This is a genomic window from Actinoallomurus sp. NPDC052274 (assembly GCF_040679475.1).
In the GTDB taxonomy this organism is placed as follows: domain Bacteria; phylum Actinomycetota; class Actinomycetes; order Streptosporangiales; family Streptosporangiaceae; genus Actinoallomurus; species Actinoallomurus liliacearum.
Map to the genome: position 1 here is coordinate 1 of NZ_JBFAUT010000119.1, position 7,280 is coordinate 7,280.

At 71.7% G+C, this 7,280-nt stretch carries 8 protein-coding genes and 2 riboswitches; of the genes, 3 read left to right on the plus strand and 5 right to left on the minus strand.

What is annotated here, in order from left to right:
• Positions 1–121: 121 nt before the first annotated feature.
• Entirely contained in the window at positions 122–1,450 is a 1,329-nt protein-coding gene (locus tag AB0K82_RS44090) for a tetratricopeptide repeat protein (RefSeq protein ID WP_364409617.1), read from the minus strand.
• A gap of 210 nt (positions 1,451–1,660) precedes the next feature.
• Here AB0K82_RS44090 and AB0K82_RS44095 point away from each other — a divergent pair, with 210 nt between their 5' ends.
• Positions 1,661–3,001: a class II 3-deoxy-7-phosphoheptulonate synthase gene (locus AB0K82_RS44095; protein ID WP_364409620.1), complete on the plus strand. Its 1,341-nt coding sequence runs from the start codon at positions 1,661–1,663 to the stop codon at positions 2,999–3,001.
• Positions 3,002–3,022: 21 nt separating this feature from the next.
• On the opposite strand, the gene AB0K82_RS44100 is transcribed toward AB0K82_RS44095, so the two are convergent.
• The 3 genes from AB0K82_RS44100 to AB0K82_RS44110 all read right to left on the minus strand — a co-directional run bounded on the left by AB0K82_RS44100 (position 3,023) and on the right by AB0K82_RS44110 (position 6,205).
• A complete protein-coding gene (locus AB0K82_RS44100; RefSeq protein ID WP_364409623.1) occupies positions 3,023–4,039 on the minus strand; it encodes an NlpC/P60 family protein in 1,017 nt (338 codons plus the stop codon).
• Between the two features lie 5 nt (positions 4,040–4,044).
• Positions 4,045–4,217, minus strand: a riboswitch (cyclic di-AMP (ydaO/yuaA leader).
• 324 nt (positions 4,218–4,541) lie between these two features.
• Complete coding sequence (locus AB0K82_RS44105; protein ID WP_364409625.1) at positions 4,542–5,549, minus strand: CHAP domain-containing protein; 1,008 nt, start codon at positions 5,547–5,549, stop codon at positions 4,542–4,544.
• A riboswitch (cyclic di-AMP (ydaO/yuaA leader) is annotated at positions 5,550–5,697 on the minus strand.
• A 331-nt stretch (positions 5,698–6,028) separates the two neighbouring features.
• Complete coding sequence (locus tag AB0K82_RS44110) at positions 6,029–6,205, minus strand: hypothetical protein (protein WP_364409628.1); 177 nt, start codon at positions 6,203–6,205, stop codon at positions 6,029–6,031.
• Positions 6,206–6,368: 163 nt separating this feature from the next.
• Here AB0K82_RS44110 and AB0K82_RS44115 point away from each other — a divergent pair, with 163 nt between their 5' ends.
• Both AB0K82_RS44115 and AB0K82_RS44120 read left to right on the plus strand, forming a co-directional pair.
• Positions 6,369–6,851, plus strand: coding sequence for a beta-1,3-glucanase family protein (locus tag AB0K82_RS44115; RefSeq protein WP_364409631.1), 483 nt, complete (start codon positions 6,369–6,371; stop codon positions 6,849–6,851).
• Entirely contained in the window at positions 6,848–6,994 is a 147-nt protein-coding gene (locus tag AB0K82_RS44120) for a beta-1,3-glucanase family protein (protein WP_364409634.1), read from the plus strand. The genes AB0K82_RS44115 and AB0K82_RS44120 overlap by 4 nt, the downstream gene beginning before the upstream one ends.
• A gap of 42 nt (positions 6,995–7,036) precedes the next feature.
• Here the strand turns inward: AB0K82_RS44120 and AB0K82_RS44125 are convergent.
• The coding region (locus AB0K82_RS44125; RefSeq protein ID WP_364409637.1) for a hypothetical protein at positions 7,037–7,280 on the minus strand (244 nt) is incomplete at its 5' end.

A 7,280-nucleotide genomic window follows, 5' to 3' on the forward strand; every position in this document is an offset into this window, starting at 1 on the left:
ACGCGCGGCTCGTCAAGGACGTCCAGCACACCGAGGAGACGTTGGAGGAGCTCGACCAGGCCGTTCGCGACGACCCCGGGCCGTCGCGGCCGGAGCCGCGGCGCGGAGTCGGATCGCGAGGTCAGATCTTGCGGATCAGCACGATCGGGGTCTGCTCGTCCTCGTTGCCGGCCGGGTTGTCGGACAGGACCTTCTCCACCCACTTGCGGTCGACGCCCTTGGAGGCCCCGACGACCCACGCGCCGGTGAGGTGGTTGGCGTCGACGACGCAGACGTGGCAGCCGAGCGCCGCGGACAGGTCCTCCGACAGCTTGTCCGGCCGGCCGGGGCCGAACAGCAGGTGGTGGTCGTGCGGCGGGAGGGCCGCCGCCACGTCGTCGATCATGGCCGCGCCGGGGCCGGCGACGCGGTAGAACCAGCCGCGCTTGCCGACCAGCTTGCCGGCCGCGCCCGCGGCCGCGCCGAGCAGGACCTTCGCGCGGCCCGCCTCGAGGATCGCGCCCTGCATCCCGGCCGGGCTGTGCAGCGGACCGATCTTGCCGACGAACTTGCTGAGCTGCTTGGCCATGCCCTCCGGCGTGATGAGCTCCAGCGGGATCATCCGACCCTGACCGGCCGACGCGGGGCTCTCCGACAGGGCGAGAATGTCGTCCGGCCGCAGCATGCCCTGCGTCGCCTCCTGGATGATCGGGAGGATGCCGGTGCGCAGCGTGATCATCTTCGTCTTGATCGGGATGCGGCGGGCGCCGACCGCGTGCTCGTCGACCGGCGGGATGTTCGGCGCCTTCTCCGGCGCGAGCTCGCCGAAGTGCTGGTGCAGCATCTCCTTGATCGGCTTGTTGCGCGGGTAGATCGCCGCGCCGCGCTGCAGGATGTCCCGGGCGCCCGCCGGGTCGCCGGCCTCCAGCCGGAGCGCCGCGAGGAGCGTGTAGTCCGAGGCGTACACCAGGTAGTCGGGGGCCAGCGCGATCAGCTCGGTCTGGTACTTCAGGGCACGCGGCTTGTCACCGCGGTCCACCGCCCACTTCGACAGGCGCTTGAGCGCGTGCCGGCGCAGCTGGGAGTCGTTGACCACCGACTCGAGGATGGCCTCCGCGTCGTCGATCCATCCGCCGTCCTTGAGGACGTCGGCCAGCGTCAGGGCGTACCACGGGATCGTCGGGTACTTCTCGCGGGCCTGGCGCACGATCTGGGCGGCCCGGCCGTAGTCGCCACGCCATTTGTACGCCTCAGCGAGCGCCGCCGTGGCGAACCGGGTGTCGCCACCGGCCGCGATCGCCTGGTGGGCGATCTGCTCGGCCTTCCTGTCGTCACGCTCGTTGGTGAGGACCAGCCAGGAAAGCAGGGACAGACCGTCACCGTCGAGATCGGCCCGCTTGGACTCGAGGAGCTGCTGGGCCTCCTCGGGCTTGCGGAGCCAGATGTCATAGGCGCGGCCGTTCGTGCTCATGTCAGAACCTCATGCGTCGTCGGCGATCTGCGGGATCGGCCCATCATCTCAGAGATTCGGGGCGGCCGACGCGAGGCCCGTCACACCGCGGATCGCCGTGGTGACGCGAGGTCCGTCCTATCGCGGATCGCCGTGGCAGGGGCGGAGATGCGGGAAACAGGGCGGAATACGCAGGTTGCATGACCCGGGCTTGTGACCCGCTCGATACCCTTGGGTCTCGTGGACCTCCTCGAAACCTGGCGTGACCTTCCGGCCGCCCAGCAGCCCGACTGGCCCGACCCCGCCCGGCTCCAAGACGTCGCGGCGCAGCTGTCCAAGCTGCCGCCGCTGGTGTTCGCCGGCGAGTGCGACCAGCTCAAGGCGCATCTCGCCGCGGTGGCGCGCGGTGAGGCCTTCGTCCTGCAGGGCGGTGACTGCGCCGAGACGTTCTCCGGCGCGACCGCCGACGACGTGCGCAACAAGCTGAAGACCCTGCTGCAGATGGCCGTCGTCCTGACCTATGCCGCGAGCGTCCCGGTCGTCAAGATCGGCCGGATGGCGGGGCAGTTCGCCAAGCCGCGGTCCAAGCCGTTCGAGGTGCGCGACGGCGTCGAGCTGCCCGCCTACCGGGGCGACATCGTCAACGGGTTCGACTTCACGCCGGAAGCCCGCGTGCCGGACCCGGAGCGGCTGCTGCGCGCCTACCACGCCGCCGCGGTCACGCTGAACCTCACCCGCGCCTTCACCCAGGGCGGCTACGCCGACCTGCGGCAGGTGCACGCCTGGAACCACGACTTCGTCGCCGAGAGCCCCGCGGGCCGGCGCTACGAACGGCTGGCCGGGGAGATCGACCGGGCGCTGGCGTTCATGCACGCCGCCGGGGCGGACCCCGAGGAGTTCCACCGGGTCGAGGTCTACTCCAGCCACGAGGCGCTGCTCCTGGACTACGAACGCGCCCTGACCCGCGTCGACTCCCGGTCCGGCCTGCCGTACGACGTCTCCGCCCACTTCCTGTGGATCGGCGAGCGCACCCGGCAGCTCGACGGAGCGCACGTGGAGTTCATGCGGCACATCCGCAACCCCATCGGGGTGAAGCTCGGCCCGACCACGACCGCCGAGGACGCCCTCGCGCTCATCGAGCGGCTGGACCCCGACCGTGAGCCCGGCCGGCTCACCTTCGTCACCCGCATGGGCGCCAAGCGGATCCGCGAGCACCTTCCCGCCCTGGTGGAGAAGGTCACAGCGAGCGGCGCCCAGGTCGCCTGGATCTGCGACCCCATGCACGGCAACACCTTCGAGTCGGAGAGCGGGTACAAGACCCGCCGGTTCGACGACGTGCTCGACGAGGTCGCCGGCTTCTTCGAGGTGCACCGGGCGCTCGGGACCCACCCGGGCGGCGTGCACCTCGAGTTCACCGGCGACGACGTCACCGAGTGCGTCGGCGGCGGCCACGACATCGTCGACGACGACCTGCACCAGCGGTACGAGACGGCCTGCGACCCCCGCCTCAACCGGGGCCAGGCCCTCGACCTGGCGTTCATGGTCGCGGAGATGTACCGCGTCGGGAAGTGAGCCCCGGTCCGCGTGGTCGCCTCAGACCACGCGGACCGCGCCGGCGAAGGGCCGGGTCGACAGGTCGGCGACCCGGACGTGGTCGCCGGTGTGCGGCGCGTGGATGAACTTCCCGTCGCCGATGTACATCCCCATGTGGTGGATGTCGGAGTAGAAGAAGACCAGGTCTCCCGGCTCCAGCTGGTCCCGGGAGACGTGGACGCCGGCGTTCCACTGGTCGCCGCCGTAGTGCGGCAGGTTGACGCCGACCTGCCGGTAGGCCCACATGGTCAGCCCCGAGCAGTCGAACCCCTGACCTGGCGTCGCGCCGCCCCAGACGTACGGGACGCCGAGCTGGGTCAGCGCGGCGCGTACGGCGCCGACCGCCCTGCCGGGGCCGCCGGGGATGGCGGGCACCTTCTCGCCCTTGCCGGCGCGCTCGACGGCGTCCTGCAGCAGCGGCCCGCGGACCTTCTCCAGCGCGGCGCGGATGGTGGCGCGCTGCCGGGCGAGCCGGCTCCTGAGGAGGGCCGCCTGCGCGGCGCGGTCGCGGGCGTCCTGGCCGGTCCACTGGGCGTTCTGGATGGCCTGCGTGAGCTGCCGGATCTCGCTGTCGTCCTGCTGGGTGAAGTAGTGCAGGGTGGTGGCCCGGTCCAGCAGCGCGCGCGGGTTCGAGGACGCGAGGAGCGCGGGCGCGTCGTCGTGCGTGCCGTTCATGTAACGGATGGCGGCGAACCGGCCGACCTTGCGCTGCGTGGCCTTCAGCGCCTCGGTGGCGCGGGCCGAGGTCTGACCGGCGATGACGGCCGCGCGCTGGGCCTGCTCCAGGCGCACCTTGAGGCCGTCGTACTGCTCGGTGAGCTGCTCGAGCCGGTCGCTCAACTGGCCGGCGCGCTGCCGGAGCGCGTCGATGCGCGGGCCGGGCCGGGCGGAGTCCGCCAGTGCGGGCGGTGCGAGTCCGGCGATGACGAGGGCGAAGGTCGCGACCGCCGTACGGCGGGCCGTTCCCTTCCCGGGATGAAGAGGGTCGTGCGTGTCCGCGGTGCGGAATCGATCCATCCAGGTGCTCCTCTCCTCAGGCCGCCTACCGGGTTAGCTGACGGGTTCGGACGAGAAGGAGCCCTACCGCGGCCGTCGGCGACGGACGCGGATTCACCCCGATGCGCAGGCGAGGAGACGCCCTCTGCCTCCGCGAATGGGTCCCCGGTTCCCCGGCGCGCCACGGCGCGACGGGCGATTCGGCGGTCCGGCCGTCTCTCGGCCGGTGACGACTCGCTGGAGATTAACGGATGGTGACGGAGCGTCCAACGAGAACATGCGGAGATGGCCCGGGGGATCCCAGGATGGTCACTCCGGGTGATGGGCGGCTGGTCCTTTGCGCCTAGACACGGCGGTCCCCGCTCACCTCACGCCTGGCGGCGGCGGTCCCCGCTCACCTCGTGCTCGGCGGTCCCCGCTCGCGCCCTGACGCGGCGATCCCCGCCCGCCTCCGGAGCAGGAGCGGACGGGGACCGTACGGACGGTGTCGCGCGCGGCGCGGCGCCGCGGCTCGGAACGAGGCTCAGGACAGGACGGACTCGGACTCCGTCTCGGACTCGATCGAGCCGTTCTGCGACACCGCGGCGTGCAGGGTGTTCCAGAACGCCAGCTCGACGTCCTCCTCCAGCTCCGCGATCTTGCCCCAGAACTCCTGGTCCTCGGCCTTCGCGGCGGCCTCGGCGGACAGGACCGGCATGAGCTGGGTGCTGGCGTCGGCCGCCTCCAGGTCGGCCACGCTGACCTCGGCGGGCAGCTCGACCGGCGTGCGGTGGTGCTTGCCGCGCTTGCGGACCCGGACGTTCGGCGCCGAGACGGGCACCTTGACCTTCGACTTGCCGACGGCGAGGGCCACGGTCCCGAACAGCACGACGGCGAGCAGCCCGGTCAGGGCGGCCTGCTGGTCCGGCAGCGGGGACGACGGGGCGGCCGGGTCGTGGGCCGCCGTCGTGTGCGCGTCGACCTGCGCCTGGACGTCCTTGCCGATCTCCTTGACGGCGGGCGGCGGCGCGGCGTGCTTCGGGGCGTAGTTCTGGTCGGTCTGGGCCGGCTGCTGGACGGCCGGCGCCGCCTTCACCTTCACCTTGGAGGGATAGCCGAACCCGACCACCTGGCTGATGTCCCGGGTGGCGCGCGTCAGCGCGTTGTTGTGGTTGGCCTCGATGGTGTGCAGCGTGTGGCCGTCGACCCGCTCCACGATGCCGACGTGCTCGATGTCGCCGATGCTCTTGCCGCCCGACCAGGAGAAGAACACGATCGCGCCGGGCTCGGCCTTGTGGCCCCAGGCGCCCTGCTTCTTGAACCACTTGGCGTGGTCGGGGGTATAGGCGAACTGGCCGGTCCAGTCCTCGACGCCGGCCTTGTCGGCCGCCCACGCGAGGAACATGTCGCACCAGGCCGACGTCTTGTAGACGGGGTCCTTGTCAACATGCTTGCTGTACCAGTCGCCGAATTTGGTGTAACCGCTGGCTTTCTCGTGATAGCCGAGCTGGCCCTTGGCGACCTCTAGCAGTTTCTGACCTACTGAATCCATTCGCTCCCCTTTTACCGCCTACCGGGTTAGCTGACGGGTTCGGGCCAGAGGTAGCCCTACCGTGCGTGACGGATTCACCCCGAGGGACTGATGGGTCCCCGGCTCCCGCGACACTGGCTGCGTCGCCGGGACTCGGCGGTCGGTCTGCAACCCCCTGGTTGGAGGTTGGTCACAGCCCGATCTCGGCGCAATCTAGCCGAACTCTCGCAACAACGGCAACGCGTTCGGAAACGAAAGTCTGGCATCGTTCGCTCACCGAGCGTAGCCGGACGTGGGCGCGTCCAGCCGGGTAACGTCCGAAAGGGCACTCTCACGTGCGGCGAAGCCGGAAAGGGGAGGTGGGCGGGAAAGGCGAGTGCCGCGCCCGCCACCAGGAAAAAGTGACGAACACGGCACTCAGGCCGGGCTCTCCTCGGCGGAGGTCACGGTCGCGGCGCGTCGACGCCGCGACCGTCGTCCGAAAACCGCCCTTATGCGGCTCAGCGCACCTCGGGGCGTGGGATGTCGACGCCGCGGTCGTCGTCCGCGACGTACACGTATGCCGCGTGCCGGGACGGCGCCCACGACATCGCGTCGGCCGGCCGGCGGTAGGGCACCCGCTTCGGTGGGCGTTCTGCGACGCCGCAGGCCGCGAACGGCCTGCGGCGCCGTGGCACGCCCCACTCATCCTCGTCGGACCCCGCCCCGGCCGCGCTCCGCCGCGTCGTCGTTCAGCACCTCCTTAACCAAACCTGAAGCGCGCCTTAAGCCCCTGCCGCGGCGGTTCCCCGGCCGCTTCGCTGAACGCCGGACGCGGTCTCAGGACAGGAGAGGGAACTCGTGCACAGCAGAATGATCGGCAGAAGGTCGTTCCTCGCGTCGACCGCCGCTCTCGGCGCACTCGCGTTCGGCGGCGGAACGACGGGATGCGCCCCGTCGTCGCGGGCCCGGAGCACGGCGGCGACCACGGGCGGCCTGCCGCTGACCGCGGTGAACCGGACCGGCAGGTACGCCGACGCGTCGATCCACATGTACGTCGTCGGGGTGGACCCGGCGACCGGCGCCCAGGGGCACGTGACGGCGGACGGCGCGTTCGTCCCGTGCGCGGCGTCGGACAACGGGTCCGGCGGGTTCACCGACTACGCCATCCCGTTCCGGGACTCCGGCGAAGCGACCGTCGTCCTGCCGAAGATGTCGGGCCGGGTCTACTTCTCGATCGGCGACCGGCTGCGGCTGAAGGTCGTCACCGACGGGAACGGCAGGCCGGCCCTGCAGTACCCGGCGGGCTGGGTCGGTACGGACCCGAACCACCGGATCCGGTGACCAACCGCTACGCGCGGGCGATGCACCAGGCGAGCGCGGACGGCGCCGCGTACGGCTTCGCCTTCGACGACGTGGCCGGCCACGCCTCCTACATCCAGGACGACGCGCCGACGTCCGTGACGGTGACCCTCACGCCATTCTGAGCCGGCGCACACCTGCATGGCCGGAACCGGTCACTGTGGGATTCAGCGGGCGAAACGCCGCTCGTAACCGCACATCGGGTCCCGGTCGGTCGCGGGCGGCGGTCCGCCCGTCACCGTACGTTCCGTGTCGGCGCAGGTCGGACGCCGTGTCCCCGCGCCGGGCCGCCACCGGTCGCGGCGCGCGCCGCCGTCCGGGAGCCGCCGCGGCGGGCCGGTCCCGCGCCCCCGCCGCCCGGCCCGTCCGGTCGGACGGGTCGGCGGACCCCGGGTTCGGGGTGCCGCGGCC

Excerpts from the sequence above, each read along its gene's own strand:
- AB0K82_RS44090 (WP_364409617.1), bottom strand. The coding sequence starts at position 1,450 with ATGAGCACGAACGGCCGCGCCTATGACATCTGGCTCCGCAAGCCCGAG.
- AB0K82_RS44100 (WP_364409623.1), bottom strand. The coding sequence starts at position 4,039 with ATGGATCGATTCCGCACCGCGGACACGCACGACCCTCTTCATCCCGGG.
- AB0K82_RS44105 (WP_364409625.1), bottom strand. The coding sequence starts at position 5,549 with ATGGATTCAGTAGGTCAGAAACTGCTAGAGGTCGCCAAGGGCCAGCTC.